General features: G+C 65.1%; 28 protein-coding genes. 8 read left to right on the forward strand and 20 right to left on the reverse strand.

Annotated features, from left to right (window positions below; all coding sequences use genetic code 11):
• The first annotated feature begins 52 nt into the window (after window positions 1–52).
• A complete protein-coding gene (locus IF690_RS22215; protein WP_202697394.1) occupies window positions 53–1075 on the forward strand; it encodes a transporter in 1023 nt (340 codons plus the stop codon).
• 191 nt (window positions 1076–1266) lie between these two features.
• Complete coding sequence (locus IF690_RS22220) at window positions 1267–2883, forward strand: inorganic phosphate transporter (protein WP_202697395.1); 1617 nt, start codon at window positions 1267–1269, stop codon at window positions 2881–2883.
• 148 nt (window positions 2884–3031) lie between these two features.
• Here the strand turns inward: IF690_RS22220 and IF690_RS22225 are convergent, their stop codons facing one another.
• The 6 genes from IF690_RS22225 to IF690_RS22250 all read right to left on the reverse strand — a co-directional run bounded on the left by IF690_RS22225 (window position 3032) and on the right by IF690_RS22250 (window position 8810).
• Window positions 3032–4354, reverse strand: coding sequence for a purine-cytosine permease family protein (locus IF690_RS22225; RefSeq protein WP_202697396.1), 1323 nt, complete (start codon window positions 4352–4354; stop codon window positions 3032–3034).
• Between the two features lie 112 nt (window positions 4355–4466).
• Window positions 4467–5441, reverse strand: coding sequence for a 5-oxoprolinase subunit C family protein (locus IF690_RS22230; RefSeq protein WP_202697397.1), 975 nt, complete (start codon window positions 5439–5441; stop codon window positions 4467–4469).
• Window positions 5438–6310, reverse strand: coding sequence for a 5-oxoprolinase subunit B family protein (locus IF690_RS22235; RefSeq protein ID WP_025805782.1), 873 nt, complete (start codon window positions 6308–6310; stop codon window positions 5438–5440). Before IF690_RS22235 ends, IF690_RS22230 begins: the two co-directional genes overlap by 4 nt.
• A complete protein-coding gene (locus IF690_RS22240) occupies window positions 6307–7695 on the reverse strand; it encodes an acetyl-CoA carboxylase biotin carboxylase subunit (RefSeq protein WP_202697398.1) in 1389 nt (462 codons plus the stop codon). The genes IF690_RS22235 and IF690_RS22240 overlap by 4 nt, the downstream gene beginning before the upstream one ends.
• A 10-nt stretch (window positions 7696–7705) precedes the next feature.
• Entirely contained in the window at window positions 7706–7951 is a 246-nt protein-coding gene (locus IF690_RS22245) for an acetyl-CoA carboxylase (protein WP_016703886.1), read from the reverse strand.
• 100 nt (window positions 7952–8051) lie between these two features.
• Window positions 8052–8810 carry a 5-oxoprolinase subunit PxpA gene (locus IF690_RS22250; RefSeq protein ID WP_063432710.1) on the reverse strand — a complete coding sequence of 253 codons (759 nt, stop codon included), beginning with the start codon at window positions 8808–8810 and terminating at the stop codon, window positions 8052–8054.
• Window positions 8811–9056: 246 nt separating this feature from the next.
• Between IF690_RS22250 and IF690_RS22255 the strand changes: the two genes are divergently transcribed.
• Entirely contained in the window at window positions 9057–9974 is a 918-nt protein-coding gene (locus tag IF690_RS22255; RefSeq protein ID WP_202697399.1) for a LysR family transcriptional regulator, read from the forward strand.
• 106 nt (window positions 9975–10080) lie between these two features.
• On the opposite strand, the gene IF690_RS22260 is transcribed toward IF690_RS22255, so the two are convergent.
• Genes IF690_RS22260 through IF690_RS22275 form a run of 4 tightly spaced genes read right to left on the reverse strand, consistent with a single transcriptional unit; the run spans window position 10081 to window position 13586 of the window.
• Window positions 10081–10686 (reverse strand): PqiC family protein, encoded by a 606-nt coding sequence (locus IF690_RS22260; RefSeq protein ID WP_202697400.1) that lies wholly within the window; start codon window positions 10684–10686, stop codon window positions 10081–10083.
• Entirely contained in the window at window positions 10683–12371 is a 1689-nt protein-coding gene (locus tag IF690_RS22265; protein ID WP_202697401.1) for a PqiB family protein, read from the reverse strand. The genes IF690_RS22260 and IF690_RS22265 overlap by 4 nt, the downstream gene beginning before the upstream one ends.
• Entirely contained in the window at window positions 12364–12978 is a 615-nt protein-coding gene (locus tag IF690_RS22270) for a paraquat-inducible protein A (protein ID WP_202697402.1), read from the reverse strand. The genes IF690_RS22265 and IF690_RS22270 overlap by 8 nt, the downstream gene beginning before the upstream one ends.
• Window positions 12978–13586, reverse strand: a complete 609-nt coding sequence (locus tag IF690_RS22275) for a paraquat-inducible protein A (protein ID WP_202697403.1) — start codon at window positions 13584–13586, stop codon at window positions 12978–12980. The genes IF690_RS22270 and IF690_RS22275 overlap by 1 nt, the downstream gene beginning before the upstream one ends.
• A gap of 144 nt (window positions 13587–13730) precedes the next feature.
• Here IF690_RS22275 and IF690_RS22280 point away from each other — a divergent pair, with 144 nt between their 5' ends.
• Window positions 13731–14378: a TetR/AcrR family transcriptional regulator gene (locus tag IF690_RS22280; RefSeq protein WP_202697404.1), complete on the forward strand. Its 648-nt coding sequence runs from the start codon at window positions 13731–13733 to the stop codon at window positions 14376–14378.
• 12 nt (window positions 14379–14390) lie between these two features.
• On the opposite strand, the gene IF690_RS22285 is transcribed toward IF690_RS22280, so the two are convergent.
• The gene (locus IF690_RS22285; RefSeq protein ID WP_202697405.1) at window positions 14391–14834 is read right to left on the reverse strand and encodes a multidrug/biocide efflux PACE transporter; all 444 of its coding nucleotides are present in this window, start codon (window positions 14832–14834) and stop codon (window positions 14391–14393) included.
• Window positions 14835–14924: 90 nt separating this feature from the next.
• Here IF690_RS22285 and IF690_RS22290 point away from each other — a divergent pair, with 90 nt between their 5' ends.
• Window positions 14925–15779, forward strand: coding sequence for a LysR family transcriptional regulator (locus IF690_RS22290; protein ID WP_202697406.1), 855 nt, complete (start codon window positions 14925–14927; stop codon window positions 15777–15779).
• A 243-nt stretch (window positions 15780–16022) separates the two neighbouring features.
• On the opposite strand, the gene IF690_RS22295 is transcribed toward IF690_RS22290, so the two are convergent.
• The 4 genes from IF690_RS22295 to IF690_RS22310 form a co-directional block, all read right to left on the reverse strand.
• On the reverse strand, window positions 16023–17264 hold the full coding sequence (locus tag IF690_RS22295) for an RNA polymerase sigma factor (RefSeq protein ID WP_202697407.1): 1242 nt from the start codon (window positions 17262–17264) through the stop codon (window positions 16023–16025).
• Window positions 17264–17755, reverse strand: a complete 492-nt coding sequence (locus IF690_RS22300) for an SRPBCC family protein (protein ID WP_202697408.1) — start codon at window positions 17753–17755, stop codon at window positions 17264–17266. The genes IF690_RS22295 and IF690_RS22300 overlap by 1 nt, the downstream gene beginning before the upstream one ends.
• Before the next feature lie 54 nt (window positions 17756–17809).
• A complete protein-coding gene (locus IF690_RS22305) occupies window positions 17810–18154 on the reverse strand; it encodes a YciI family protein (protein ID WP_007925146.1) in 345 nt (114 codons plus the stop codon).
• Window positions 18155–18221: 67 nt separating this feature from the next.
• Window positions 18222–18656 carry a YybH family protein gene (locus IF690_RS22310; RefSeq protein ID WP_202697409.1) on the reverse strand — a complete coding sequence of 145 codons (435 nt, stop codon included), beginning with the start codon at window positions 18654–18656 and terminating at the stop codon, window positions 18222–18224.
• A 197-nt stretch (window positions 18657–18853) separates the two neighbouring features.
• Here IF690_RS22310 and IF690_RS22315 point away from each other — a divergent pair, with 197 nt between their 5' ends.
• Both IF690_RS22315 and IF690_RS22320 read left to right on the forward strand, forming a co-directional pair.
• On the forward strand, window positions 18854–19339 hold the full coding sequence (locus IF690_RS22315) for a GNAT family N-acetyltransferase (protein WP_202697410.1): 486 nt from the start codon (window positions 18854–18856) through the stop codon (window positions 19337–19339).
• Window positions 19340–19359: 20 nt separating this feature from the next.
• Window positions 19360–19965 carry a pyridoxamine 5'-phosphate oxidase family protein gene (locus IF690_RS22320; protein WP_202697411.1) on the forward strand — a complete coding sequence of 202 codons (606 nt, stop codon included), beginning with the start codon at window positions 19360–19362 and terminating at the stop codon, window positions 19963–19965.
• A gap of 39 nt (window positions 19966–20004) precedes the next feature.
• On the opposite strand, the gene IF690_RS22325 is transcribed toward IF690_RS22320, so the two are convergent.
• From IF690_RS22325 to IF690_RS22335, 3 genes are all read right to left on the reverse strand, one after another.
• Entirely contained in the window at window positions 20005–20502 is a 498-nt protein-coding gene (locus tag IF690_RS22325) for a GNAT family N-acetyltransferase (protein WP_202697412.1), read from the reverse strand.
• Between the two features lie 321 nt (window positions 20503–20823).
• Window positions 20824–21312: a GyrI-like domain-containing protein gene (locus IF690_RS22330; RefSeq protein WP_202697413.1), complete on the reverse strand. Its 489-nt coding sequence runs from the start codon at window positions 21310–21312 to the stop codon at window positions 20824–20826.
• A 65-nt stretch (window positions 21313–21377) separates the two neighbouring features.
• Complete coding sequence (locus tag IF690_RS22335; RefSeq protein ID WP_202697414.1) at window positions 21378–22040, reverse strand: LysE family translocator; 663 nt, start codon at window positions 22038–22040, stop codon at window positions 21378–21380.
• Between the two features lie 256 nt (window positions 22041–22296).
• On the opposite strand from IF690_RS22335, the gene alaC reads away from it, so the two are divergent.
• On the forward strand, window positions 22297–23508 hold the full coding sequence (gene alaC / locus IF690_RS22340) for an alanine transaminase (protein WP_007925133.1): 1212 nt from the start codon (window positions 22297–22299) through the stop codon (window positions 23506–23508).
• A 182-nt stretch (window positions 23509–23690) separates the two neighbouring features.
• Here the strand turns inward: alaC and IF690_RS22345 are convergent, their stop codons facing one another.
• Both IF690_RS22345 and IF690_RS22350 read right to left on the reverse strand, forming a co-directional pair.
• A complete protein-coding gene (locus IF690_RS22345; RefSeq protein WP_202697415.1) occupies window positions 23691–25043 on the reverse strand; it encodes a GntP family permease in 1353 nt (450 codons plus the stop codon).
• A gap of 83 nt (window positions 25044–25126) precedes the next feature.
• A complete protein-coding gene (locus IF690_RS22350) occupies window positions 25127–25660 on the reverse strand; it encodes a gluconokinase (protein WP_202697416.1) in 534 nt (177 codons plus the stop codon).
• Window positions 25661–25792 lie beyond the last annotated feature (132 nt).

A 25792-nucleotide genomic window follows, 5' to 3' on the forward strand; every position in this document is an offset into this window, starting at 1 on the left:
TCAAGTGAACCTGTAAAACCGCCTACAGGTGCCTTCCCTCCTGCGAGCCTCCATGAACCACAGCATCGACCATGCCCATCGCGATTCGGATCTGTTCGGCCTGCTCTACGGCTTCGCGTTTCGCCCCGGCGAACGGGGTCGCGAGCTGGACTCGGCCAAGGCCCTGCAGGCCTTGCAACAGCCGGACGATGGCGAGGCGTTTCTCTGGCTGCACCTGAACCTGGCGCATGCCGCTTGCGAGCGCTGGATGCAGACCCACCTGGCGCTGCCCGAGGAATTCTTCGAGGCGCTGCACGAAGGCTCGCGTTCGACCCGCATCGAGCATGTGGACTCGGCCCTGCTGGCGGTGGTCAACGACGTGGTGTTCAACTTCGGCAGCATGGTTTCCTCGGACATCTCCACCCTGTGGGTCTGCGTGCGCAGCCGGCTGATCGTCAGCGCGCGCCTGCAGCCCCTGCACTCGGTGGACAAGCTGCGTTCCTCGGTCAAGGCCGGCGAACGTTTCCGCTCGCCCCTGGAACTGCTGGTGCACCTGCTGCGCGACCAGGGCGAGGTGCTGACCCAGATCGTGCGCAAGACCAGCCTCAACGTCGACCAGATCGAAGACCAGTTGCTGGCCGCGCGGATCTCCACCAACCGCGCGGAACTGGGGGCCATGCGCCGGGTGCTGGTGCGCCTGCAACGCCTGCTGGCGCTGGAGCCAGGTTCGCTGCTGCGGCTGCTCAACCGGCCGCCGCCATGGCTGCAGAAGGAGGACGTCAAGGAGCTGCGCAAGTCCACCGAGGAGTTCGCCCTGATCATCAACGACCTCACCGCACTCGGCGAGCGGATCAAGCTGCTGCAGGAAGAGATCGCCGCCAATATCAACGAACAGACCAACCGCACCCTGTTCACCCTGACCGTGGTCACGGTGCTGGCGCTGCCGATCAACATCATCGCCGGCTTCTTCGGCATGAACGTCGGCGGCATCCCCTTCTCCCAGGACCCGGAAGGCTTCTGGATCCTCGTCGCGCTGGTCGCCACCTTCACCGTCATCGCCGGCCGCTGGGCGTTTCGCAAGCGCCAGGATATGTAGGCCCCATTCCCTGTAGCCGCTGCCGCCATCGCGGGCAAGCCGGATCGCCGCCCGCTCGCGCCTACAGAAAAGGGGCTGCTTCTTGACCAGCGGTTAAAGGATTCACCCAAACACTGACCTGACGCAGTCTCTCTGTAATATTTGGCAACGATCATGGGCGACACTCCTCCCTTCCACAGGATTGTCCGGCAATGGCCACCCCTTCACTGACCGCCGCCTCCCCTTCCCCCGCCCTCGAAGCCAGACCGCAGCTGGATAAAAAAGCCAGCCCCTTCACTCTTGTGATGTTCTTCGCGATCCTCGCCATGGGCCTGTTGTTCACCGCCTACAGCCTGATGCACGACATGCACGAACTGGGCACCACCGTCACCACCTGGACCCCATTCCTGCTGCTCGGCGTGGCGCTGCTGATCGCCCTCGGCTTCGAGTTCGTCAACGGCTTCCACGACACCGCCAACGCCGTGGCCACGGTGATCTACACCCACTCGCTGCCGCCACATTTCGCGGTGGTCTGGTCGGGTTTCTTCAACTTCCTCGGCGTGCTGCTGTCCAGCGGCGCGGTGGCCTTCGGCATCATCGCCCTGCTGCCGGTGGAACTGATCCTGCAGGTCGGCTCGTCGGCCGGCTTCGCGATGATCTTCGCCCTGCTGATCGCCGCCATCCTGTGGAACCTCGGCACCTGGTGGCTGGGCCTGCCGGCCTCCTCGTCCCACACCCTGATCGGCTCGATCATCGGCGTCGGCGTGGCCAACGCCCTGATGCACGGCCGCGACGGCACCAGCGGCGTGGACTGGAGCCAGGCCACCAAGGTCGGCTACGCCCTGCTGTTCTCGCCGCTGATCGGTTTCGCCTTCGCCGCCCTGCTGCTCCTGGCCCTGCGCCTGTTCGTGAAGAACCGCGCGCTGTACAAGGCGCCCAAGGGCAATACCCCGCCGCCGTGGTGGATTCGCGGCATGCTGATCGTCACCTGCACCGGCGTGTCCTTCGCCCACGGCTCCAACGACGGCCAGAAAGGCATGGGCCTGATCATGCTGATCCTGGTCGGCACCCTGCCCATGGCCTACGCGCTGAACCGCACCATGCCGGCCGACCAGGCCCTGCAATTCGCCGCGGTGGCGCAAGTGACCCAGCAAGCGCTGGTGAAAAGCGCCCCGCAACCGGCCCCCGCCGACCCGCGCGCGGTGCTTTCCGACTATGTGCGCAGCAAGGAAGCCACACCGCAGCTGGTCCCGGCCCTGGCGGCCCTGACCGGTCATATCGGTGACGAAGTGAAAGGCTACGGCTCATTGGCCAAGGTGCCGGCCGAAGCCATGGGCAACGTGCGCAACGACATGTACCTGAGCAGCGAAACCATCCGCCTGATGGACAAGAACAAGGTCGGCGACTTCGACGCCGATACCCAGGGCAAGTTGCAACTGTTCAAGCAGCAGATCGACAACGCCACGCGTTTCATTCCGCTGTGGGTGAAGATCGCCGTGGCCATCGCCCTGGGCCTGGGCACCATGGTCGGCTGGAAACGCATCGTGGTCACCGTCGGCGAGAAGATCGGCAAGACCCACCTGACCTACGCCCAAGGCGCTTCGGCGGAAACCGTGGCAATGCTGACCATCGGCGCCGCCGACACGTTCGGCCTGCCGGTGTCCACCACCCACGTATTGTCTTCAGGTGTGGCCGGGACCATGGTCGCCAACGGCGGCGGCCTGCAGATGCAGACCATCCGCAACCTGCTGATGGCCTGGGTGCTGACCCTGCCCGCGGCGATCCTGCTGTCCGGCAGCCTGTACTGGCTGTTCACCCAATTGTTCTGAGCCCGGCCACGCTCACCTACCTGTAGCCGCTGCCGCAGGCTGTGATGGGCCGCGCAGCGGCCCCAAAACCTGACTCCGCGATCTTCCTGATATTGCGTGTTGTCCGGTTTGCCAGTCCTGCGGACTGGATCGCAGCCTTCGGCAGCGGCTACACGGACTGTGGCAGTCTGGGGCGAATACGGCTGGACAGCCCCACTTGCAAGACAAACGCCAGCACCCCGGTCAGCGGCGCGGAAAAACTCGCCAGCCCGCCGCCGGCCCACATCAGCAACAGGCCCAGGGCAGTCCCGCCGAACCAGGCGCCCAGCCCCGCGCCGTTGAACGCCGCGACGCGCTCGATGGCCGCCACCTCGGTGCGCCCGGACAGGATCTGCGCCAGCGCCACACCAACCCAGGCGACAACGAAAATGCCCTGGTAGGCCAGCGCCTTGAGCAGATAGGCGAACACGTCCGCCAGCATCAGGACGTAGACGATCACCCCCACCGCCAGCGCCCACATCAGGTATGAACCGCGCACGCCGAAGCGGCCGAAGAACGCCTGCATGTTCAGGGTCGCCAGGTAGTAATTGGCGGTGTTGATCCGGGTTTGCGTGGCCCAGACGAACAGCAGCCCCCACAGCCCCATGAGTTGCAGGATCGCCATCACCACCGAGACTTCGTTGAGCGCGCCTTCATGGGGAATGCTGCTGACCAGGTAGATGCCTGCCGCGCCGTTGAGCAGGAAAGTCACCGCGTAGAACGGCATGCCGAAGTTCCAGCGCCCGTGGTAGCCGGCGTCTTCAGACTTGCCGAAACGCGCGTAGTCGAAGGTGAACAGCATCAGGATCCACACCCCCATGTACGCCACGAAACAGTCCCACCAGGCAAAGGCGCCGGGGCTGGCCGGGCCGAAATCCAGCCACTGCGGCTGGTAGCCATAACGCGCGATCGACAGCCCCACCGCCACCAGCAGCCCGCCCAGGTACACCGGCAGCAGCACGCCGTTGAGCTTGTCCAGCCAGTGCTGCACGCTGCCCAGAATCAGCGGCACGCTGTACAGCACCACCAGCAGGGCCGCCAGCGGATACACCAGTTGCGGGTACAGATGATTGAGCGCCACAGCGATCACCGAACCTTCGAACACCGCGTAATAGATCGCCGTGGAGAAGAAGATCAGCGTCGCCAGGCAGGCCCCGCTGCTGCCGAACAGCAGCCGGGAAAACAGCGCCACCGACAATCCGCTGCGCATGGCGAAACGGCTGAGCACGCTGTTGACCAGGCCATAACAGAGCACTGACAGCAGCATGCCGATCAGCGCATTGCGGGTGCCGTGGGCCAGCGCCAGGGACGCGCCGACCACGATGTAGAACATGGCGCTGCACACGGCCCACCAGGCCATGGTCAGCGACAGCTTGCCCATGCGCGCATCCGCGGCGACAGGGAGATTGGCCGGGTCCTGCCCGGTTTGATTCGCTTGCGATAAAGCAGCCATATGCGTGAACTCCAGGACCAGTCAAAAGTTGAAGCGCGGGCAGCCGCCACCGCACCGAAGCGCGGTGGCAACCAGCCTTTTGGCATTTACCCGCGCCAGGCGGCGGGCAGAATCAGGAAGGGAACAGCTTGCTCAGGCAGGCGAGCTTTTTCTTGTAGGAGCGCCGGGCCTCCAGCGCTTCTTCCAGGGTCACCGCGACGAAACGGGCCTTCTGGTTGGGTTGCATCTGGCCGATCAGGTCGAGGTCGGCGCTGATCACCGTGCCGATCATGGCGTAGCCGCCACCAGACACCGCATCGCGGTGCAGCACTATGGGTTCGAGCCCGGCGGGCACCTGGATCGAACCTATGGGGTAGCAGCTGTCGACGATGTTCGACGGATCGGAACCGGCGCCGAACGGCTGCTCCCGTGGCTGGAAGCCCAGGGCGCTGCCGCCCTTGAAGCGATAGCCGATGCGGTCGGCTTCCGAACCCACGGTCCAGGGCTCGGCAAAGAAGCTGGCCTTGGCCGCGTCGGTCAGGCGCTCGTAGTACAGACCGGGCACCACCCGCAAGTTGATCTCGCCACCCAGCGCCTGGCGCAGGGCCATGGGCAGGCTGGCGCCCGGTCGGCTCTTGGCGCTGTCGACCCCCACCGGCAACTCGTCCCCCGCCACCAGCCGCCGGCCCTGGAAACCACCGAGGCCGCCCAGGGCATAGGTCGAGCGACTGCCCAGCACCAGCGGCACGTCGATGCCACCGGCGACCGCCAGGTAGGCCCGGGCGCCGGCCTTGGGAAAATCGAAGCGCAGCACTTGCCCGGCCTTGACCGCGAAGGCAGTGTCCAGGTGCATGTCCACGCCATCGACCTTGGGTGTCATCTGGGCGCCACAGACCGCCACTAGCGCATCCTGGGTGAACTGCAGTTCCGGGCCGAGCAATGTGCACTCCAGCCCCGCCGCGCCGGCCGGGTTGCCCACCAACTGGTTGGCCGCGCTCAGGGCGTACTGGTCCAGGGCCCCGGACGGCGGGATGCCCAGGTGGTAATAACCTTCGCGGCCCAGGTCCTGCACCGAGGTGGCCAGGCCGGGTTTGATGATCTTGATCATGCCAGCACCTCCTGCAGCGACTTGGGATAACCGACCGGGTCGGCGAGGAACGCATCCAGGGAGAACTCCACCGGACGGATACGCAGGTCGAACCGCCCGGCCTCGACCTCGGCCACCGCCCGGTCATAGGCCTCGCGGTCCATGGGCTTGAACTGCACGATGTCGCCCGGGCGGAAGAACACCATGTGCTCCTTGAGGTACGCCAGGTTCTGCTGCGGGTCGTAGATCGGCGCCGGGGTGACGCCGAACATCTGGTAGCCGCCGGCGCCGCGCACCGAGTAGATGCAGCCGAAACAGCCACCGTGGCCTAGGGTCAGCTTTGGCGTGTCGGTGCGCGGCCGCAGGTACTTGGGCACCTGCAACTGGCGCTCGCGCTCGACCATCTGGAACATGAACGGCAGGCCGGCGACGAAACCCACCATCGACACGAACCAGGGCGCGCCACTGTGGGCGGCGATAAACGCCTCGACGTCCGCCAGGCCATTGATCCGCGCCGCGTACTCCAGGTCGGTGGCGCTCGGGTCCTGGTGCCGGTCGCGAAAACGCATCAGGGTTTCATGGGTCCAGGGGTCGTTGTACAGCACCGGGATCTCGATGATCCGGGTGTGCAGGGTGCGTTCGGCCACCGCCTCGGCCTCGGCCCCTTGCACCGCTTCGAGCAGAGCATGGGGGGCAATGCGGTCGGGGTCGAAACGGATCTGGAACGAGGCGTTGGCCAGGCACACGTCGAGTACGCCATCGAGTTCCAGGCGCTCCACGGCGCGGGTCACCGCCATGCCCTTGAAGAAGGCTTCCAGGGACATGCTGTCGCTGACCTCGGCGAACAGGTGCTCGTCGGCGCCAAAGCTGTAGCGGATCGCGCTGTTCATGCGGCACCTCCCATACGGCGTGCGGCCAGCCAGGTTTCCAGGGTGCCGGTGTGGAAGTCGGCGTGGTGCAGCCAGGGCTCGGCGAGCAGTTCCCGGTGCAGGCCCAGGGTGCTGGCCATGCCAGTCAATGTGCAGTGTTCCAGGGCGATCCGCGCCCGAGCCAGGGCCTCGCCACGGTCGCGACCATGGACGATCAGCTTGGCCAGCAGCGAGTCATAGTACGGCGGCACGCGGTATCCCGGGTACAGATGACTGTCGACCCGCACCCCCGCCTCCTCTGGCCAGATCAGCTCTTGCACCACCCCGGGGCTGGGGAAGAAGTCCCGGGCCGGGTCTTCGGCGTTGATGCGCATCTGCAAGGCCGCGCCATTGAGACGGATATCGCTTTGCCGCAGCCCCAGCGGCTCGCCGCCGGCAATACGCAACTGGGCCTGGACCAGATCGATGCCGGTCACCTGCTCGCTGACCGGATGCTCGACCTGGATCCGCGTGTTCATCTCGATGAAGAAGAACTCGCCGCGGCTCTCGTCATACAGGTATTCCAGGGTACCCGCGCCCCTGTAGCCGAGGGCTTCGCTGAGGCGCACGGCGCTGGCGCACAGGGTTTCCCGCTGCAGGTTGTTGAGGACCGGCGATGGCGCTTCCTCGAAGATTTTTTGCCGCCGCCGTTGCAGCGAACACTCACGCTCGAACAGGTGCACCGCGTGCTTGCCATCGCCCAGCACCTGCACTTCGATGTGCCGGGCCTTGCCGATAAAGCGCTCCAGGTACAGCGCGCCATTGCCGAAGGCGGTCTGCGCCTCGCGCTGGGCACGGGGGAATTCTTGCGCCAGTTGGCTGGCGTTTTCCGCCAGGCGAATCCCCCGTCCGCCGCCACCGGCCGAAGCCTTGATCAGCAGCGGAAAACCCACGGCCTCGGCGGCTTGCAGGGCCATGTCGAGTTCGAACAGTTCCCCGGGCGAACCCGGCACCACCGGCACCCCGGCGGCCTGGGCGGTGCGCCGGGCTTCGGCCTTGTCGCCCATGCGGCGAATGGTGTCCGGACTCGGCCCGACAAAGATCGCCCCCGCTGCTTCCACGGCGGCGGCGAACTCGGCGTTCTCCGAGAGAAACCCGTAGCCGGGATGCACCGCATTGGCGCCGCTGGCCTGCAAGGCGCCCAGCAACGCCCGCACGTTCAGGTAACTCTGGTCGGCGCGGGCAGGGCCCAGCACCTGCACCTCATCGGCCAGGCGCGCGGCCATGGAGTCGACGTCCGCTTCGCTGCACGCGGCCACGGTGGGGATGCCCAGGGCCTTGGCCGCGCGGATGATGCGCACGGCGATTTCGCCACGGTTGGCCACCAGCAGTTTGCTGATGGCTTGAGTACTGATGGTTCGAGTCATGGGCCTGCCCTCACTGGTCATCGAGCGTGGCAACGACCTGACCCGGTTCCACCGGATCGCCGTCCTGTACCGCGAAGGCTGTGAGGCGACCGGCCGTCCCGGCGGTCAGTTCGGAAAACTGCTTCATGACTTCGATCAGGCCGATCACGGTGTCGGCGTCGACGCGCTCGCCAACCTCGACGAAGGGCGCCGACTCAGGCGTGGCCTTGCGATAGAAGGTACCCGGCAAGGGGGTGATAACGGAATGTTCGGCCATGTCTGTTCCTCTTGGAATAGTTGTAGAAAGGCAGGCAAAAAATCTTCGGCGAACCCCGGCGTCTTCGCGCCTGGTGTTGTGGATGGGGTCGCGGATCGGCTCAGCGCGGCGCACGCACCTCGATCCCGGCCTGGTCCAGGGCGGCGCGGGTGGCCTCCACCAGGCACAGGGCGCCAGGGGTGTCGCTGTGCAGGCAGATGGAGTCGAACTCGATCTCCAGGTCCTCGCCCTCTACGGTGCGCACCAGGCCTTGCTGGCAAGCGCGCACCACACGGGCGGCGACTGTCGCCGGATCGAGGGCGCGCACGTTGCGGGTGAAGACGATGGAGCCGCTGAGGTCGTACTCGCGGTCGGCGTAGAACTCGCGGATCACGGGCTGGCCCAGCTCCCGGGCCACCCGCCAGATCACCGAACCGGGCATGCAATACAGCAGCAACCCGGGCTCCAGGACTTGCAGGTGTTCAACCAACAAGCGGGCGGCTTCTTCATCCCGCGCCAGGTGCATGTAGAGCGCGCCATGGGGCTTGATGTGTTGCAGCGCCACGCCCTGGGCCCGCGCCAGCTCGCGCAGGGCGCCGAGCTGATAGAGCATGTCGTCCACCAGCTCCTGGGCCGGGGCATTGATGTGCCGGCGGCCGAACCCCACCAGGTCGCGGAACCCCGGGTGGGCACCGATCGCCACGCCCAGGCGCTTGGCCTGCTCGACGGTACGCCGCATGGTGCCGGGGTCGCCGGCATGAAAGCCGGTGGCGATGTTGGCCGAGCTGATGAAGCCCATCAGCTCGTTGTCGACGCCATCGCCGATGGTCCAGGGGCCAAAGCTCTCGCCCATGTCCGAATTGAAATCCACTGCCTGCATCACTGTCGCTCCAACTGCTCGTGACTTCGTGCAGTGGAAATTACGACCGCCCTTGACCCCTTGGGAAGATCTATTATCAGATACGGCATCTTCTGAAAAACAGATACAACCCCCCATGTAGGAGCGAGGCTTGCCCGCGATGAGGCCATGACAAACGCCACCGGACCAGACTCCTGAACCGGTGTCGCGACCACAGACGCCATCGCGGGCAAGCCTCGCTCCTACAGAAGCCTTGAGGAGTTCGTGATGTCCCTCACCCTGCGCCAGGTCCGCTACTTCGTCGCCACCGCCGAGATCGGGCAGATTTCCCAGGCGGCGATCCACCTGAACATCTCCCAGTCGGCGGTGACCACGGCGATCAAGGAACTGGAAGCCATGCTCGGCGTGCAACTGTTCTTGCGTTCGGCCCAGGGCATGAACCTGACCGACGCCGGACGGCATTTTCTCAACCGCGCCTATGTGATCCTGCGCAGCGTCGACGACGCGCTGAACAGCCCGCTGCCGGACTACCGCGCCAGCGGCGTGCTGCACCTGGCGGCCAGCTACACGGTGATCGGCTACTTCCTGCCGCACCACCTGCAACGCCTGGAGCACTGGCATCCGGACGTGACCATCGAGGTCCACGAACAGGAACGCCAGACCATCGAACAGGGCCTGCTGGAAGGTCGCTTCGACATGGCCGTGGTGCTGACCGCCAACCTCACCCACCCGGACATCGTCTCCGAAACCCTGTTCAACTCCGAACGCCGCCTGTGGCTGCCCGGCCATCACCCGCTGTGCGAGCGCGCCACCGTCAGCCTCGCCGATGTGGCGCAGGAACCCTACATCCTGCTGACCGTCGACGAAGCCGAACAGAGCGCCATGCGCTATTGGGAAAACGCCCGGCAGAAACCCCGGGTGCGGGTGCGCACCAGTTCGGTAGAGGCGGTGCGCAGCATGGTGGCCAACGGCAGCGGCGTGGCGATCCTCTCGGACCTGGTGCACCGCCCCTGGTCGCTGGAAGGCAAACGCATCGAAACCCTGACCGTCAGCGACCCGGTGACGCCCATGAGCGTCGGCCTGGCCTGGCATCGCGAACGGGCGTTCACCCCGGCGATGCAGGCGTTTCGCGACTACTTCCACGACGCCTTCCTCGCGCCGCAGCAGCTGTCGGCACGGCGTTAGGCCGCGCCAGAACGCCAGGAGCGAACTGGCTGGCGATGCCCTACGCGGCCCGATCGACCGCGTTGCGTGCATCGCGAGCAAGCTCGCTCCTACAGGGGGCTGGGTATCATGAACAGCGGGTGGCAGGGTTTTGCGCCCAGCGTTTGGCGGTGCCGGCAATGCGCTTGGCCAACTCGTCGATGGCCCGCTGATGGGCCTGGACCAGGCTCGACAGCTCGATGCTGGCCGGCTGGCTGATGCGGCTGCTGCAGGTCAGGCTGCGGCGCTCGACGCCGTCACCGCGCAGGCGCAGGTTCCACACCACGTCGATCAGCGCATAACGCCCCGGCACCGATTCGAAGCGGCGCACATCGGTCTGCAACGACAGGATCGGCTGCCCCGCCGACTTGGGCAGGCCTTCCAGGTTGCGGGTGCCCAATTGCCGCTCCATCTGGCTGGCCAGGGCGTCGTGGAACTCATCCGCCAGCGGCGCGCTCCAGCGCGCGGTTTCCAGGATCGCCAGGGTACCGCCGTCCTGGCGTACCACGACTTGCGGCTGGTCGACCTGCATCGGGATGCGCACCCCGGCCATCTCGAATTGCAGGGCCGGCGCCGCGACGCCAGCGGGCGCCGGCTCGGGCGCCGGCGGCATCAGGGTGTAGTAATGGGTCGGCGCCGAGCTGCAGGCCGCCAGGCCCAGGGACGCGATCAGCAACGCTAGAGTTTTTTTCATGGCTGGACTTCCGATTCAGGCTCACGAGAAGACGAGGTCGAGGATTTGTAGGCGTCCGGCTGATTGTCCTTGAGCCGCCCACGGATCAGTGCTTCGGGGTGACGGCTGAGGAAATCGGTGAGCACCCGTACCGAACGAGCGGTGCGCTGCACTTCGTCCATCGCCTGGCCCAACTGCAGGCGCTGCGGCGAGTCCTCGGCGAAGCTGTCGTTGGCCGTGGTCAGGGTTTTCTTGGTCTGTTCCAGGGTGTTGCGCATTTCTGGCAGCACCTTGCCGTTGACGTTCTCCAGGGTCTTCTGCATCTCGGTCAGGCTGCCGTTGAGGTTGTTGGCAATGGCATCGATCGGCAATTTGCTGATCTTCTCCACCACCCGCTGCAACTGCTCCTGCAGCTTGTCGAGCCCACCCGGCACGGTAGGAATTTCCAGCGGCCGCGCGGTCGCATCGAAGGGCACCGGCTTGGCGTTGGGGATGAAGTCCATGGAAATGAGCAGTTGTCCGGTCAGCAGGTTGCCGCTGCGCGCCTGGGCCCGCAGGCCATGCTGGACAAAGGTGCTGATCAGGTAGCCGGCGCGACTTTCGTCGGCACCGCTGAGCTTCTCCAGTTGCTGGTGGACCTTGCCCAGCCGCGCCGGGTAGATCACCACGCCGACCACGGTGGAGAAGTTCTTTTTCTGCTCGTCGTAATCCAGGTCCATCGACACCACCCGGCCGATGTTCACCCCGAGGAATTCCACCGGCGCATTGAGCGCCAGCCCGCGCAGGGTCTGGTCGAAACGCATACGCATGTAGTACGGGTCGCCATCGGGCGGCGCCAGCGCGGTGTCCTGGTCGGCGAACAGCTGGTAGCTGGCGTTTTCCTCGGCCGGCTTGGCATTGGGGCTGTACTTGGGTTCGACGAAGGCGATGCCGCCGGCGAGGATCGACGACATGGACTCGGTGTTGACCTTCAGGCCATTGGCGCCCAGGGTCACGTCCACGCCGCTGGCGTTCCAGAAGCGCGAGTCGGTAGTCACGAACTGGTCGTTGGGCGCGTTGACGAAGATCCGCACGTCCACGCCCTTGCCGTTATCCGACAGCTTGTAGGAAATCACCTGGCCCACTTCGATGCGCCGGTAATAGACCGGCGAACCGACGTCCAGCGAGCCCAGGTCATCGGTGCGCAGGTTGAAGCGCTTGCCCTTTTGCCCGTAAGTCACAGGTGGCGGCGTTTCCAGGCCGACGAAACTTTTCTTGCGCGTCTCTTCCCGGCCGGCGTCGGCGCCGATAAAGGCCCCCGACAGCAGGGTGTCGACCCCGGACACGCCTCCGGCGCCAATGCGCGGGCGCACCACCCAGAACATCGAGTCGGCGGCGGTGAAGGACTCCGCCGACTGGTCCAGCTCGACCTTGGCGATCACCTTGCTGCGGTTCTTGCTCAAGGCGATGGAGGTGACCTTGCCGATCACCACGTTCTTGTATTTGACCTGGGTCTTGTTGGCTTCCAGGCCCTCGGCGGTCTGGAAGCTGATGGAGATCTCGGGCCCGGCCGACAGCGACTTGTGCACCAGCATCGACAGGCCGACCAGGGCCGCGACTATGGGCACGATCCACACCAGCGAAATATTGAACCGGCGCGTCCTGACCGCGGGGGTACCCGGCCTCGCTGGCGCGCTTGAAGCGTTGGAACCTGGATGATCAGACATCTTCAACCTCTACATCCCAGATAAGCCGGGGATCGAAACTCATGGCCGCGAACATCGTCAGGACCACGACCAAACCAAAGAACAGGATGCCCATGCGCGGCTCGATCGAGCTCAGGGCGTGGAATTGCACCAGCGCCGCCACCAGGGCGACCACCAGCACGTCGAGCATCGACCAGTAGCCGATCACCTCGATGAAACGGTACAGCTTGGCGCGCTCGCGCATCGCCCAGTGGCTGCGGCGCTGACAGGTGATCAGCAGCATCGCCAGGACGAAGAACTTGCTGCACGGCACCACCACGCTGGCGATGAAGATCAGCAGGGCAATGTCCCAGGAGCCGTGCTGCCAGAACTCCAGCACGCCACTGAGAATGGTGTTTTCACTGCCGCTGCCGAAGATCTGGGTGTACATCACCGGCAGCACGTTGGCCGGAATGTAGAAAATCAGGCTGGCCACCAGGAAGGCCCAGGTGCGGTTCAGGCTGTCGGGTTTGCGCGCATGCACCACGGATTCGCAGCGCGGGCAGAAGTGAACGTCCTGCGGGCAGGCCTGGCCGCAGGTGTGGCACAGCTTCAGGCCCAGGTCGCGGGCGTAGGGAGGCTGGCTCATCAGTAGCGGCCCTCCAGGTCGTTCCAGAGGCGGCGGATGCCCTTGCCGGAGATCAGGATGATCAGCACCGTCAGCATCGCCAGCGACCACAGCCCCAGGCCCGGGTGCACGTCGAGCATGCCGGCCAGCTTGACGATAGCCACCAGGATGCCCAGCAGGCACACCTCCAGCATGCTCCACGGCCGCAGGTGCTCCAGGGCACGCATGCAAGCCTTGAAGCCCGGCGCCGCGCGCCCGGCATTGGCAAAGCCCAGCACCCAGCACAGCAGGAGGATCTGCAAGCCGGGCGCAAGGATGATGGCCAGGCCGGTGACCGCGGCGATCAGGCTGATGCGGCCCTGGGCCAGGGCTTCGACCGACTGCCAGAGGGTGGCTTCATTGCTCAGGCCTTCGAGGCTGATGCCGATCACCGGGAAGGCATTGGCGAACACGAACAACAGCGCCGCGGTGATCGACAAGGCAAGCAGCTGCTGCACGTTCAGGTGTTGGGCGCGCTCCAGCACCGCCCCGCAGCGCGAACACTGGGAGGTCTGGCCTTTTGCAAGCGGCACGGATTCGTACAGCGAATCGCAATGCTCGCAGATGATCCAGTTGGGAGAGAGTGTCATGGTCTTCGAGTCAGGTGGGACAGCGGAGGGAGCTGATCCATGGCACGTATTCTCTGCAAAAGTAGAGGATGGTGTCTAGTTTTACCTGAGGACTGCAAACACTCCAGTGCGCCATAATGTATGCCCCTTGCTGCCACTCAGACCATGAACGGTTCAAAAATGCTCCCGGCCAAAAACCCGCGCTCGCCGAAACAGACTCGTGGCCATGAACGGGTCACCGCGATTCTCGACGCCTGCGCCCACCTGCTGGTCAGCCAGGGAGTGGCCAACCTGACCATGCATGGCCTCGCGCGCGAAGCCGGCACTTCCATCGGTTCGCTGTACCACTTCTTCAGCGACAAGCAGAGCGTGCTCGACGCCCTGGGCCAGCGCCACATCGACGCCATCGGGCAGATCACTGCCAACCTGCTGGCCATCGCGCCAGCCACCTGGGTCGAGTTGAGCAGCCAGCATGTGATCGAGCGGATGATCATGCCGATCCTGGAATACCTCGAGACCCACCCCGACCTGCTGCAGATGATCAGCCCCGCCTTCGCCCCCGGCCAGCTCCAGGCCCCGGAGGCGCGTGAGCGAATCCAGGAAACCTATGCCCGGATGCTCACCCTGCGCTTGCCCGAGGCCACTGCCGCGCAGCGCGAGACCTATGTGACGGCGATGCTCGGCTTGCCCATCGGACTGTTCCAGGTTGCTCTGGAGAATAGCCAGCTCAAGAGCATTCTGCTGTTGCAGGAAGTGCCCAGGGCCATGCAGGCCTACCTCGAAGCCATCGAGCGGCGTCACGCCAGGCCCTGAGCGCCCTGCCGCTCAACCGGCCTGGTTGAGCGGGCGCCGCTGCATCAGCCGCTCCCGCACCAGGTCGTAGCCCCAGTGATAGACATAGGTGTACGGCAGGAAGAACAGCAGCACGCCGATGTCGAGGATCAACGCCTGCATCAGGCTGACCTGCAGCCACCAGGCAATCAGCGGCACGCTCACCGCCACCAGGCCGCCTTCGAACAGCAGCGCGTGGGCGACCCGGGTCCAGCCACTGGGCGCCAGGGCCAGGCGCTTGAGCAGGCGGTCGAACAGGCCATTGAAGACCACGTTCCAGGCCAGGGCGATCAGGCCGATGGCGATGGTCGCCACGCCCATGTCGACAAAGGGCTTGTCCATGATCCAGGCCAGCAGCGGCGTACACAGCGCGAACGCCAGCAACTCGAAGCCCACGGCCTGGAAAACGCGTTCGGTCAAGGATTTGGTGGTGCTCATGATCCGGCTCCCGCCAGTGAATGGGGTTGCCATGATCACCTCCCATCCCGATACTTCATAATCATTAACCATCGACCAGGACGATAGTTCATGGCCTCACACGAAGTACTGCTGGCCTTTGTCCAGGCGGCCACCCAAGGCTCGTTCTCCGCAGCCGCGCGCAAACTCGGCAAGAGCCAGTCGACCATCAGCGCGGCGGTGGCGAGCCTGGAGATCGACCTCGACCTGCAGCTGTTCGACCGCAGCAGCCGCAAGCCCGCCCTCACCCCGCAAGGCCACGTCATGCTGCAACGGGCCGAAGACATCCTGGCCGCCACCAGCCGCCTGGAAATGGCCGCCAGCCAGTTGGCCCAGGGGGTGGAAGCCAAGCTCACGGTGGCCCTGTCCGACACCTATCAGTCGGATCGTTTCGAGACCTCGCTGAGCGCCTTCGAACAACGCTACCCGGACCTGGAACTGGAATGCCTGATTGCCGAATGCGACGACCTGATCGAGCTGGTCCAGCGCGGCCGGGCGCAGATCGCCTTCGCCGAAATGCAGCCCGACTACCCGGCGGACCTCGACCACTCGACGGTGGACGAGCGCACGGAAATCGCCCTGTTCGTGTCGCGTAGTCACCCCTTGGCGGCGCTGAAAAATATCGACCAGGCCCGGCTGCAACAGCACCGCGAACTGCGCCTGGCGACCATCGTCAATCCCTACGAAAGCCGGGCCAAGGGCCGGGTATGGTCGGCGCCGAGCTACCTGATGCTGCTGGAAATGGCCCAGGGCGGTTTTGGCTGGGCGCCCCTGCCGCGCTGGCTGGTGGAGCGTTTCGGCGCCGACAGCCTGGTGGAGCTCGATGCCCGTGGCTGGCCGCGTGACGTGGCGGTCGATGCCCTGTGGTCGCGCCTGCACCCGCCGGGCCCGGCGGGCAGCTGGTTGCTGGGGCGGATGCTGGAATAACCGCGTTTTTGCAGAGACACGGTGTCGCCCATTGACGGGGGCTTCGTCGGAATGCCGCCCACCCCGATCGCAGCCTGCGGCAGCGGCTACAGGTTCGGCCGACAGATCGAGTGGCGCTTCTCGCTGACACCCTGATCCTCCCACTCGCGCCACAATCCCCTGTAGCCGCTGCCGCAGGCTGCGATAAGGCCGAAGGCCTTCAGCAATCTCGAATAGATCGCGGCCGTCAGGATTGGCAGGGATTCAGAGCGCGTTCAGCCTGTTCTCGATAAAGCGCCGCTCCGGCTCTTGCCGGGTCAGTTCCAGGGCCCGCCGATAGGCTTCCCGCGCCGGTTCGATCCGGCCCAGTTGCCGGCAGAACTCGGCCCGCGCCGAATGGGCCAGGTGGTAATCCTGCAATTCGCCCCGGGCCAGGATCGCCTCGACCCGCTCCAGGCCGGCCAGCGGCCCATCCCGCTGGGCGATGGCGGCCGCGCGGTTCAACTCGATCACCGGCGAGGGCATGGCGCGCAACAACACGTCATACAGGCCGATAATCTGCTGCCAGTCGGTTTCCCCGGCCGTCGCCGCCTCGGCATGCACCGCGGCGATCGCCGCCTGCAGGCAGTACGGGCCGAAACGCCGGGTGCCCAAAGCGTGTTCCACCAGGGCGCAGCCCTCGGCGATCAGTTCGCGGTCCCACAGCGAGCGGTCCTGCTCGTCCAGCAGCACCAGTTCCCCCGTCGCCGAGGTTCGCGCCGGGCGCCGCGACTCATGCAGCAGCATCAAGGCCAGCAAGCCCATCACTTCCGGTTCCGGCAGCAGCTCCAGCAACAGGCGCCCGAGGCGGATCGCCTCGTGGGTCAGGTCCTCGCGGGTCAGCTCGGTGCCCATCGACGCTGAATAGCCTTCGTTGAACACCAGGTAAATCACCCGCAACACGCTGTCCAGGCGCTCGGGCAGTTCGCCCAGGGACGGCACCTGATAAGGGATTCGCGCATCGCGGATCTTGGCCTTGGCGCGCACGATGCGCTGGGCGATGGTGGCGGGCGTCGAGAGAAAGGCGCGGGCGATCTCCTCGGTGGTCAGGTCACAGATTTCCCGCAACGTCAGCGGCACCTGGGCGTCCGCCGCCAGCGCCGGGTGGCAGCAGGTGAAGATCAGGCGCAGGCGGTCGTCTTCCAGGTCCTCCTCGCTCCAGTCAGCCTGCTCCAGCTCTTCGAGCTGACTGACCAGCGCCGCCTGGGACGCGGCGAAACGCGCCCGCCGGCGCAAACCGTCGATGGCCTTGAAACGCCCGGCCGACACCAGCCAGGCCCGCGGCTTGTCCGGCACGCCGTCGCGCTGCCAGCGCTCGACCGCGACGAAGAACGCCTCGTGCAAGGCTTCTTCGGCGAGGTCGAAATCCCCCAGCAGGCGAATCAGGGTCGCCAGGATCCGCCGCGACTCGTTGCGGTAGACCCTCTCCACCAGCGCCTTGACGCTGTCTTGCGCGGCCGTCGGCATCAGTCCGGCATGCCTCGGGTCACCAGGCTTTCCAGGCGATCCAGGCTCTGCCCCCAGCCCTCGTGAAACCCCATGGCCTCATGAGCCTGGCGATCCTCTTCGCTCCAATGCTTGGCACGGGCGGTGTAGAGGGTCTTGCCGTCCAGGTCGTCGAAGGTCACCTCGGCGCTCATGAAGGCCTTGCCCGAAGGAATCCAGCCCGGCAGGAAGGCATCGGTGAACACCAGCCGCCGTGGCGCGACTATCTCCAGGAACACGCCCATGGTCGGGTACTCATTGCCGTCCGGGGCGCGCATCAGGGTGCGAAACTGGCCGCCGACCCACAGGTCCATTTCACACTCCGGGGTGGTCATGCCATGGGGCCCCCACCATTGCACCAGCCACTGCGGTTCGGTCCAGGCGCGGAACAGCTTGCCGGGCGGCGCATCGATCAGGCGACTGATGGACAATTCATAGGGGGCGGGCACGCTGCCCACGCTGTGGTCGGTCATTGCGAAACTCCTGCTTATGATTGTTTTTCCAGAGTTCGTTTTCCAAGGTGGCGATCAGGGATTCAACTCGCGCACCGGGCGCACCTCGACGCTGCCGACCCGGGCCGCCGGGATGTTGCCGGCGACCTGGATGGCTTCGTTGAGGTCCTTGGCATCGATCAGGTAGAACCCGGCCAACTGTTCCTTGGTTTCGGCGAACGGGCCGTCGGTGATCGACAGCCGGCCGCCGCGCATGCGCACCGTGGTCGCGGTCTGCACCGACTCCAGGGCCTCGGCGGCGAGCATCCGGCCGCTGCCTTGCACCGACTCGGCGTAGGCCATGCACTCGGCGTCCTTCGGGCTCTCCGGCAGGCTGTGCAACAGCTGTTCGTCGCTGTAGACCAGGCATAGGTATTTCATGGGGCTCTCCTTGATCGAGCTGATCAACTATGGCTGCAGTTTCAGGCTTTGGCGAAAAACCCGACGATCAGGGTTGCAGGTCGAACAGTACGGTGCCGCTCATCATGTCGAACGGCGCCGACCAGTGTTCGTGGACCACTTTCCACTGGCCGCCCAGGCGCTGGTAACCCGCGGTCACGCGCATCCAGCAGGCCTTGGTCTCGCCCTTGTCGTCGGTGCCGCCGCAGTGGGCCAGCCAGTGGGCGAAGGCAATGTCGTTGGCGCCGACTATGTGCAGCTGCTCGAAGTCGAAGATGCCAGGGCCGGGGCAGACTTCCATGCAGGCCTTCCAGTGCGCGCGGTAGGCTTCCTTGCCCTTGAATTGCAACGCGGTCACGGCGTCGAACGAGGTGATGTCGTCGGCGTAGTAGCTGACGATGCGGTCGATATCCTTGACCATCACGGCCTGGCGCCAGGCGTCGATCAGGCTGCGGATTTCGCTTTCGGTGGTTTGGGCGTTCATGGCAGTTCTCCTTGCGATTGAGGGACACAGGCTCAAGGTGGCCGCCGCAGGGCGACCGTTAAATCGTGAAGACACCCTTAGTCGTCCGGCCACGCGGCAAATCGACAAGGCCAGGAAAAAAAACCGGCCCCCCGGGCAAAATCGCTAGAATCGCCACTCCCCACAGCCCTCCTCAGTGCCCGGATATGGATAGCCCAGTGATCACCCGACTCGTGCCCTACGCACAGCTCGACGCCACGCAATTGCAGCAGCTCGACGCCCTCGAAGTGCATCCGCAGCAGAAAAGTTATTCCGGCGATGTCTATACCGCGCTGCATACCCTGCTCAAGGCGCCGGAGCCCGGGATCAAGGGTTTCGCCCTGCTCGCCGACGAGGTCCCGGTGGCATTCCTGCTGCTCAAGCGCCCGCCTTTCCTGCCCCACTGGGCCGACCCCGACACCGCCACCCTGCATGCCTTGCAGGTCGATCACCGGGTCCAGGGCCAGGGCTACGGCCGCGCCTGCCTGCAAGCCCTGCCCGCCGCCGCGCGCCAGGCGTGGCCGGAGATCAAGGGGCTGATGCTGTCGGTGGATGCGGACAACGCAGCGGCCTTCAACCTCTACCTGAAGCAAGGCTGGGTCGACAGCGGCGAGGCCTACCGGGGGCGCCTCGGCTACGAACGCCGCCTGGCCCTGATTTTCTGACGAGCCCCAGGACAAGCATGATGCTGACCACCCTCGAGCAACTGGAAGCGATCTACGGCCACCCCCTCGAGCGGGCCGTGCGCAAGGAAATCCCCTTCCTCAACCCGGACTACCAGGCCATGGTGCGCGCCTCGCCGCTGGTGATCCTGAGCACCGTCGGCCCCAACGGCATGGACGGTTCGCCCCGCGGCGATGTACCGGGTTTCGTGCGGATCATCGACGAGCGCACCCTGGCCCTGCCCGACCGCCCGGGCAATAACCGCATCGACAGCCTGCGCAATATCGTCAGCGACCCGCGGGTGGCGCTGCTGTTCATCATCCCGGGCATCGGCGAGACCCTGCGGGTCAACGGCCGGGCACGGATCTCGGCCGAGCCGGCGCTGCTGGAGAGCTTCGCGGTGAACGGCAAGCCGGCGCGCACGGTGATCCTGGTGGACGTCGAGGCAGCCTACTTCCACTGCTCCAAGGCTATCGTGCGCAGCGACCTGTGGAACCCCGAGCGCTACCTGGAACGCTCGGCCCTGCCCTCGGCCGGCGCGATCCTCAAGCGCCTCTGCGACGGCCAGTTCGACGCCGACCGCTACGACCGGGAAATGCCGGAGCGGGGGCAGAACAGCCTGTATTGAGGGTAGAAAAAAGGGCTGCCTCGCCGCAGCCCTTCGATCTCACAACTCCAGCACCATTTCGTGCCAGGCCATGCCGCCATGGTCCGACGCCGAGGCCTTGAGGTAGACGAAGCCAAAACGCTCGTACAGCGGCACATGCCGCTCCTTGCACATCAGGTTGATGCTGGCTTTGCCCTGGCCGCGCATGCGCTCGATAAAGGCCTCCAGCAAACGCCGGGAAACACCCTGGCCCTGATAGTCCGGATGCACCACCACCGACATGATCACCACGTGGGGGCCGGCGGGGTCGTGGCCGATCAGTTCCTTGAAGGCCTCGTCGGCCATCTCGACCTCGAAGGCCGCGCCGGAATTGATGAAGCCGGCCACCACGCCCTCCACTTCGGCGACGATGAAACCCTCGGGCCAGGTGGCGATGCGGGTGGCGATCTTCTCCCGGGTGGCGGCTTCGTCGCCTTCGTAGGCCAGGGTTTCGATGGCGTAGCAGCGGTCCAGGTCAGCGGCGGCGACCTGACGGATCAACAAGCTGGATAAGGTCATGGGGGGAACGAGTCGGCGATGGGAAGTGCCGCCGATCATAAAGTAATAAGGCTTGCATATCGAATGCCGGCAAGCCCGTAAAACCTGCATATAGTCGCTGTCATCCGCGTGCCGACCGGGCTATTTATCAGGGTTCCATCAATCCCATCCTGGTCGGTACGGAAGTCGCCATGAGCAATGTTCAGATCGGTTTGCTGGTGCTGTTCGGCATCAGTGCGTTCGGTTTTGTCACCCTGTCCATCGACCTGTGGCGCGCCCGCCGGCCGGGCAAGGGCAAATGACCGGGCCCGTCGCGGGCCCGGCCGGTGCTCGCGACGCGCCTCACTGCTCCTTGAGCGGCAGCCAGATTTCCAGCACGCCCTGGCCGGTGCCGGGGTTGAAGTCGGCGCTGTAGCGTTCGAACTCCGGCGCATCGGCGGCTTCGCGCCCGGACTGTGGCAGCCAGGTTTTCCAGATGTGCTGGAAGGTCTGCGGCAGGCTCGCCAGCGGCCCCTTGTGCTCGAACACCGCATAGTGCTGCGGCGGCACCTCGACCCAGCGGTACAGCTCGGGCAGGTCGTCGAGCTTGCTGATCTCGACCCCGGCGATGTACTCGAAGCCGCCCTTGCCGTCGGGGTTGCAGCAAAGGCCGTAGGTCACCTCCCCCACCTGACCGGGGACCTTGCCGAGATGCGGGATGAAGCGTTCCCAGAGTTCAGGAATGCGCTGCGTCGTGTCGGGAGTGAAACGCCCGCCAAGACCAGCAATTAGCAGGAAGTGCCCTTTTTCGAAACGCGGCACCGGCCCGCTGGCCTGTTTTTGCTCATCCATGATGCGACTCCTGCCTAAAAAATGGGTTCGGCAGGGAGTATAGAGGCCAAACCCGAATCACTGCGTCAGAGCGTGGGAAGCTCCGCGACCGCCGCGCCGACGATGAACTCCTGGTAACCGGACAGGATCACGTAGACCGCGAAATAGCAGAAGATCGCCGCAGATGCCAGATAGGAATAACGCAACAGCTTGTCGCCCAGCAGCTTGCCGCCCTGGGTCGCGGCAAAGCACAGGCCCACGACCCAGGCCAGCCCGGCACAGAAGAAACCGCTGAGGAACAGCCCGGAGCTGAGCAGGTCACCGCCACCGGAACGGGCAATCAGGGTCCCGCCCACCGCGGCGAACCAGAGGATCGCGCTGGGGGACGACATGGCGAGGAAGATGCCGCGGAAAAACTCCTTGCGCGGCGAACCGTTGTCCACCTCGCCGGCCTCGGCCAGCACCGCGCTGTGATGGATCGCCGAATAGATCATCTTCGCCGCGAAGTACACCAGCAGCGCCGACCCGCCGATCCACAACACCCAGCGCACCGCCTCGTACTGCAGCAGCACGGTCATGCCGGCCAGCGCCAGGACGGCGTAGACCAGGTCACCGACGCAGGTGCCCAGGCCCAGGCAGAAACCCTGGAAATAACCACGCTGCATGGCCAGGGTAATCATCGCGATATTGGCCACGCCTATGTCCAGGCACAGCGAAAGGCTCAGCAGAAAGCCGCTGGTAAACTCCATCATTCATCCTGTTCGATGCGGTTGTTCGAGTGGGGGGATATTTAACGCGGGCGGGCCCGGCAAACACAATGCGCAGGCTGCGAATCCCGCCACGACGATGCAAATCCCTGTCCAGGCAGCACCGCTGCCGGCGAAAAAATAGTTGTCGCCCCCCTCTGGACAGCCTGGCGCCACAGCCCTTATCGTCTGCCCCCAGGCCACCGCAGTGGCCGACGTCGCTCGGACGGTTCCGGGCGCTCACGTACTCGAGGCAACAATGGCCGAACAAGGTTCGCCGCGCCGCTTTGCGCGCATAGATCGACTCCCCCCCTACGTATTCAATATCACTGCCGAGCTGAAGATGGCTGCGCGTCGGCGCGGCGAAGACATCATCGACTTGAGCATGGGTAACCCCGACGGTGCGACCCCGCCGCACATCGTCGAGAAACTGGTCACCGTCGCCCAGCGCGAAGACACCCACGGCTACTCCACCTCCAAGGGTATCCCGCGGCTGCGCCGGGCCATTTCGCGCTGGTACAAGGATCGCTACGAGGTCGATATCGACCCGGAAAGCGAAGCCATCGTCACCATCGGTTCCAAGGAAGGCCTGGCGCACCTGATGCTCGCCACCCTGGACCAGGGCGATACCGTGCTGGTGCCCAACCCGAGCTACCCGATCCACATCTACGGCGCGGTAATCGCCGGCGCCCAGGTGCGTTCGGTGCCGCTGGTGCCGGGCGTGGACTTCTTCGACGAGCTGGAACGGGCCATCCGCGGCTCGATCCCGAAACCGAAGATGATGATCCTCGGCTTTCCCTCCAACCCTACCGCGCAGTGCGTCGAGCTGGACTTCTTCGAGCGGGTGATCGCCCTGGCCAAGCAGTACGACGTGCTGGTGATCCACGACCTGGCCTACGCCGACATCGTCTACGACGGCTGGAAAGCCCCGTCGATCATGCAGGTGCCGGGCGCCAAGGACATCGCGGTGGAGTTCTTCACCCTGTCCAAGAGCTACAACATGGCCGGCTGGCGCATCGGCTTCATGGTCGGCAACCCGGAGCTGGTCAGCGCCCTGGCGCGGATCAAGAGCTATCACGACTACGGCACCTTCACTCCACTGCAGGTAGCGGCCATCGCCGCGCTGGAAGGCGACCAGCAGTGCGTGAAAGACATCGCCGAGCAGTACCGCCAGCGCCGCAATGTGCTGGTCAAGGGCCTGCACGAGCTGGGCTGGATGGTCGAAAACCCCAAGGCCTCGATGTATGTCTGGGCGAAGATTCCCGAGGCCTACGCCCACCTGGGCTCGCTGGAGTTTGCCAAGAAGCTGCTGGCCGAGGCCAAGGTCTGCGTCTCGCCGGGCGTGGGTTTCGGCGAGTACGGCGACGACCACGTGCGCTTCGCCCTGATCGAAAACCAGGACCGCATCCGCCAGGCCGTGCGCGGTATCCGCGGCATGTTCCGCGCCGATGGCCTGGTGCAGAAAGGCTGACCCGCATCGCCCCATGAGCAGGCACAAAAAAACCGCATCGCTGCGGTTTTTTTGTGTCCGTCTGCCGACCCTGTAGCCGCTGCCGCAGGCTGCGATCGGCCAGCACGGCCGTAGCGATCTTGCAATCGCTGAAGGCTCTTCGAGCCTTATCGCAGCCTTCGGCAGCGGCTACAGGGCTCGGCTTACACCACCAGCGACAGCAGCAGGATAAAGATCAGGCCGACCACCGAGAGGATGGTTTCCATCGCGGTCCAGGTCTTGAAGGTTTCCGCCACGGTCATGTTGAAGTACTGCTTCACCAGCCAGAAACCGGCGTCGTTGACGTGGGACAGGATCAGCGAACCGGCGCCGGTGGCCAGCACCAGCAGCTCACGGTTCACCCCAGGGATCATGCCGACCACCGGTACCACGATGCCCGCGCCAGTGATGGTCGCTACGGTCGCCGAACCGGTGGCGATCCGAATCACCGCCGCTACCAGCCAGGCCAGGAGGATCGGCGAGATCTGCGCGTTGACCGCCATGTGGCCGATCACGTCACCCACGCCGCTGGTCACCAGCATCTGCTTGAAGCCACCGCCGGCACCGATGATCAGGATGATCGCCGCGGTCGGCGCCAGGCTGGCGTCGAGCAGCTTGAGGATCTGCCGGGAGCCGATGCCCTGGCGCGAACCGAAGGTATAGAGCGACAGCAGCAGAGCCAGCAGCAGCGCGCTGATCGGATGACCGATCATGTCCATCCAGATACGGAAGAAGTGCCCGTCCGGGAAGGCCACGTCGGCGAAGGTCTTGAGCAGCATCAGGAACACCGGCAGCAGCACGGTCAGCAGGGTCACGCTGAAGCTCGGCAGGTTGGCCGAGGTGTTTTCGCGCGCCAGCTGGTCGACCAGCTCCTGGGACGGATGCCCCGGGATGTGCTTGGCGATGAAGGTGCCATAGATCGGACCGGCGATGATGGCGGTCGGCAGGGCCACGATCAGGCCGTAGAGAATGGTCTTGCCGATGTCGGCGCCGAACACGCCGATGGCCAGCAGCGGGCCCGGATGCGGCGGCACCAGGCCGTGCACCGCGGACAGGCCGGCCAACAGCGGGATACCGATCTTGATGATCGACACGCCGGTGCGCCGGGCGACGATGAACACCAGCGGGATCAGCAGCACGAAGCCGATCTCGAAGAACAGCGGGATGCCCACCAGGAAGGCGGCGAACATCATCGCCCACTGCACCCGCTCCTTGCCGAACGAGCGGATCAAGGTCTGGGCGATCTGATCCGCGCCACCGGATTCGGCCATCATTTTGCCGAGCATGGTGCCCAGCGCGAGGATGATCCCGACGAAACCGAGTACACCACCGAAGCCGTCCTGGAACGCCTTGATGATCTTCTCCACCGGCATGCCCGAAGTCAGGCCGAGGAAACCCGCGGCGATGGTCAGGGCAATGAAGGGATGCAGCTTGAATCGGGTGATCAGCACGATCAGGCCGATAATGGTGACCACTGCATCTATCAGCAGATAGGTCTCTTGGGACATGCCAAACATGGGGTTGCCTCCGGTTTGTTGTTTTTATTCAAGCGTTAAAAACGTGAGCCGAGTGGGATAGCGCTATCTGTGTGAACCGAAGCTTATCGGGATGATTCCAGCCCGTGCTCCAGCCACCAGCCATGGGCCTGTTCGGCCAGCCGGTCAACGCTGTGGATGGTGGCGTCCAATGCCAGGGTCAGGGGTTCGCCCACGGGAGATTCGAGGGTGGCGAACTGACTGTCGATCAGGGTCGAAGGCATGAAATGCCCCGGACGGTGGGCCACGCGATCGGCGGCCACCTGTGGTGTCAATTGCAGGAAAACGAAGCCCAGGCCGGGTGTGGCGCTGCGCAGGCGGTCGCGGTACTTGCGCTTGAGCGCCGAGCAGGTCAGCACCGGACGCTGTCCGGCGGCCAGGGCACGACGCAACTCGTCGCACAGGCTGTCGAGCCAGCCGGCACGGTCGTCGTCGTCCAGGGGAATACCGGCACTCATCTTGGCGATATTGGCGGCAGGGTGGAACGTATCGCCTTCAATGGCCGTGGCGCCGCTGCGCTGGCACAGCGCTTCACTGACGCTGGACTTGCCGCAGCCGGCAACGCCCATGATGACCAGGGCGGTGATGGGTTGACTCATGAAACACCTCAGCGCGCAGACAGCGCTACCTTCGCTCTTCGGAACTCTAGTGCAAAAATAGTTTCTGCCGACGCCTTCTTGTCATTTTTGTGGGTTGCCGCGTATATAGGCCGCGAAACCAAAGAGTGCGGG

It is taken from the genome of Pseudomonas sp. SK3(2021) (genome assembly GCF_016772375.1).
Classification (GTDB): domain Bacteria; phylum Pseudomonadota; class Gammaproteobacteria; order Pseudomonadales; family Pseudomonadaceae; genus Aquipseudomonas; species Aquipseudomonas chlororaphis_I.

Bases quoted from the DNA above. Each gene is read 5' to 3' on its own strand.
- IF690_RS22345 (WP_202697415.1), bottom strand. From the start codon at position 25,043: ATGTTTGGCATGTCCCAAGAGACCTATCTGCTGATAGATGCAGTGGTC.
- IF690_RS22320 (WP_202697411.1), top strand. From the start codon at position 19,360: ATGCTGACCACCCTCGAGCAACTGGAAGCGATCTACGGCCACCCCCTC.
- IF690_RS22305 (WP_007925146.1), bottom strand. From the start codon at position 18,154: ATGAAATACCTATGCCTGGTCTACAGCGACGAACAGCTGTTGCACAGC.
- IF690_RS22255 (WP_202697399.1), top strand. From the start codon at position 9,057: ATGTCCCTCACCCTGCGCCAGGTCCGCTACTTCGTCGCCACCGCCGAG.
- IF690_RS22285 (WP_202697405.1), bottom strand. From the start codon at position 14,834: ATGAGCACCACCAAATCCTTGACCGAACGCGTTTTCCAGGCCGTGGGC.
- IF690_RS22335 (WP_202697414.1), bottom strand. From the start codon at position 22,040: ATGGAGTTTACCAGCGGCTTTCTGCTGAGCCTTTCGCTGTGCCTGGAC.
- IF690_RS22260 (WP_202697400.1), bottom strand. From the start codon at position 10,686: ATGAAAAAAACTCTAGCGTTGCTGATCGCGTCCCTGGGCCTGGCGGCC.
- IF690_RS22310 (WP_202697409.1), bottom strand. From the start codon at position 18,656: ATGAACGCCCAAACCACCGAAAGCGAAATCCGCAGCCTGATCGACGCC.
- IF690_RS22225 (WP_202697396.1), bottom strand. From the start codon at position 4,354: ATGGCTGCTTTATCGCAAGCGAATCAAACCGGGCAGGACCCGGCCAAT.
- IF690_RS22265 (WP_202697401.1), bottom strand. From the start codon at position 12,371: ATGTCTGATCATCCAGGTTCCAACGCTTCAAGCGCGCCAGCGAGGCCG.
- alaC (WP_007925133.1), top strand. From the start codon at position 22,297: ATGGCCGAACAAGGTTCGCCGCGCCGCTTTGCGCGCATAGATCGACTC.
- IF690_RS22280 (WP_202697404.1), top strand. From the start codon at position 13,731: ATGAACGGTTCAAAAATGCTCCCGGCCAAAAACCCGCGCTCGCCGAAA.
- IF690_RS22300 (WP_202697408.1), bottom strand. From the start codon at position 17,755: ATGACCGACCACAGCGTGGGCAGCGTGCCCGCCCCCTATGAATTGTCC.
- IF690_RS22215 (WP_202697394.1), top strand. From the start codon at position 53: ATGAACCACAGCATCGACCATGCCCATCGCGATTCGGATCTGTTCGGC.
- IF690_RS22330 (WP_202697413.1), bottom strand. From the start codon at position 21,312: ATGGATGAGCAAAAACAGGCCAGCGGGCCGGTGCCGCGTTTCGAAAAA.
- IF690_RS22245 (WP_016703886.1), bottom strand. From the start codon at position 7,951: ATGGCCGAACATTCCGTTATCACCCCCTTGCCGGGTACCTTCTATCGC.
- IF690_RS22290 (WP_202697406.1), top strand. From the start codon at position 14,925: ATGGCCTCACACGAAGTACTGCTGGCCTTTGTCCAGGCGGCCACCCAA.
- IF690_RS22230 (WP_202697397.1), bottom strand. From the start codon at position 5,441: ATGATCAAGATCATCAAACCCGGCCTGGCCACCTCGGTGCAGGACCTG.
- IF690_RS22270 (WP_202697402.1), bottom strand. From the start codon at position 12,978: ATGAGCCAGCCTCCCTACGCCCGCGACCTGGGCCTGAAGCTGTGCCAC.
- IF690_RS22220 (WP_202697395.1), top strand. From the start codon at position 1,267: ATGGCCACCCCTTCACTGACCGCCGCCTCCCCTTCCCCCGCCCTCGAA.
- IF690_RS22240 (WP_202697398.1), bottom strand. From the start codon at position 7,695: ATGACTCGAACCATCAGTACTCAAGCCATCAGCAAACTGCTGGTGGCC.
- IF690_RS22275 (WP_202697403.1), bottom strand. From the start codon at position 13,586: ATGACACTCTCTCCCAACTGGATCATCTGCGAGCATTGCGATTCGCTG.
- IF690_RS22350 (WP_202697416.1), bottom strand. From the start codon at position 25,660: ATGAGTCAACCCATCACCGCCCTGGTCATCATGGGCGTTGCCGGCTGC.
- IF690_RS22325 (WP_202697412.1), bottom strand. From the start codon at position 20,502: ATGACCTTATCCAGCTTGTTGATCCGTCAGGTCGCCGCCGCTGACCTG.
- IF690_RS22235 (WP_025805782.1), bottom strand. From the start codon at position 6,310: ATGAACAGCGCGATCCGCTACAGCTTTGGCGCCGACGAGCACCTGTTC.
- IF690_RS22250 (WP_063432710.1), bottom strand. From the start codon at position 8,810: ATGCAGGCAGTGGATTTCAATTCGGACATGGGCGAGAGCTTTGGCCCC.
- IF690_RS22295 (WP_202697407.1), bottom strand. From the start codon at position 17,264: ATGCCGACGGCCGCGCAAGACAGCGTCAAGGCGCTGGTGGAGAGGGTC.